This window comes from Streptomyces sp. N35, from assembly GCF_016464295.1.
Classification (GTDB): domain Bacteria; phylum Actinomycetota; class Actinomycetes; order Streptomycetales; family Streptomycetaceae; genus Streptomyces.
On the sequence record NZ_JAEIMH010000102.1, the window covers coordinates 28,651 to 28,984 of the forward strand.

Annotated in this window: 1 protein-coding gene; it reads right to left on the reverse strand. The window is 79.0% G+C overall.

Features of this window, described 5'->3' with window-relative positions:
• On the reverse strand, positions 1–334 hold a 334-nt coding region (locus JAO81_RS43095; protein WP_233416426.1), incomplete at both ends, for an AMP-binding protein.

Below are 334 nucleotides of genomic sequence, written 5' to 3' on the forward strand. Positions count from 1 at the left end.
GCCGGGTTGGGCGCCCCGGAGGGCCTGCAGGAGCCGGGCGGCCGCGCCGGGGGGGGGGCGGGGGACCCGAACGCCCGGCAGCTCCAGGCCGTCGAGCAGCGGAAGATGGGCGCGCTCGGTGATCAGGATCCGGGCCTCGGTGTGCAGGATGTCGCGGGCCAGCTCGGCGCCGCGCCGCGTCGGGTTGATCCCGGCTACGGCGGCCCCGGCGAGCGCGGCGGCACTCAACCACCGTGGAAACTCAGGGGTGTTGTCGAGCAGGACGGCCACGTGCGGTTCGGCGCCCCGCGGCAGCAGGTCCCCGAGCAGCGCGGCCCGGGCGGCCGCGGCCGCG